This window comes from Microbacterium sp. ZW T5_56 (assembly GCF_044987425.1).
Classification (GTDB): domain Bacteria; phylum Actinomycetota; class Actinomycetes; order Actinomycetales; family Microbacteriaceae; genus Microbacterium.
Genome location: NZ_JBJDRI010000083.1, coordinates 1 through 540, shown reverse-complemented (window position 1 = coordinate 540; position 540 = coordinate 1). Strand labels below are relative to the sequence as shown.

Genomic DNA, 540 nt, shown 5'->3' with positions numbered 1-540 from the left:
ATTCTGAATGGCCCGCCGTTCGTGGTAAATCCCCGCCGCATCCACCGCAATGGCGGCGACCACGCTGGCCACGACAAAGCCCGCCGCGAACATCACGACCATATTGCCGCGCTGGTCAGCGCAGAACCGTCGCCAAAGTTTCATATACCGCCCCGGCGAATCGTCGAGCTATAGGCGATCACCTGGCTGGGCAGGGGCAGCGGCACATAAAGATTCCAGATCGGCAGGTCCGAAGCGTCGTAGCGCAGGGTGACGCGGTATTGATTGGGATCGGTCGTGCTGTCGCCGATCGTATAGGTCAGCCGTGAGCGCTCGATCAGCATGTAGCTGGCGGCATTGTCGTCGAGAAATTCCCCGACCAGGCGGTTGCGTTCGGTCTGATTGAGCCCGGCAATCGCCGTCCGCGCCGCATCGGCGGACAATTGCTGCAAGGAATGAGCAGCACCGAAATAAATGCCATAGGCCAGCATGCCGGTCAGCAGCAGCAGGAAAACCGGCGTCAGAATGGCGAACTCCACAGCGGAGGTCGCCCGGTCGTCG

The 540-nt window shown here is 61.5% G+C and carries 2 protein-coding genes; both read right to left on the bottom strand.

Annotation, left to right across the window (positions count from 1 at the left end; genetic code table 11):
- Positions 1 to 102 (bottom strand): pilus assembly protein TadG-related protein (locus tag ACI3KU_RS19005; protein ID WP_404923898.1); only part of this gene is annotated, 102 nt, incomplete at its 3' end.
- Between the two features lie 38 nt (positions 103 to 140).
- Positions 141 to 540 (bottom strand): TadE/TadG family type IV pilus assembly protein (locus tag ACI3KU_RS19000; protein ID WP_404923897.1); only part of this gene is annotated, 400 nt, incomplete at its 5' end.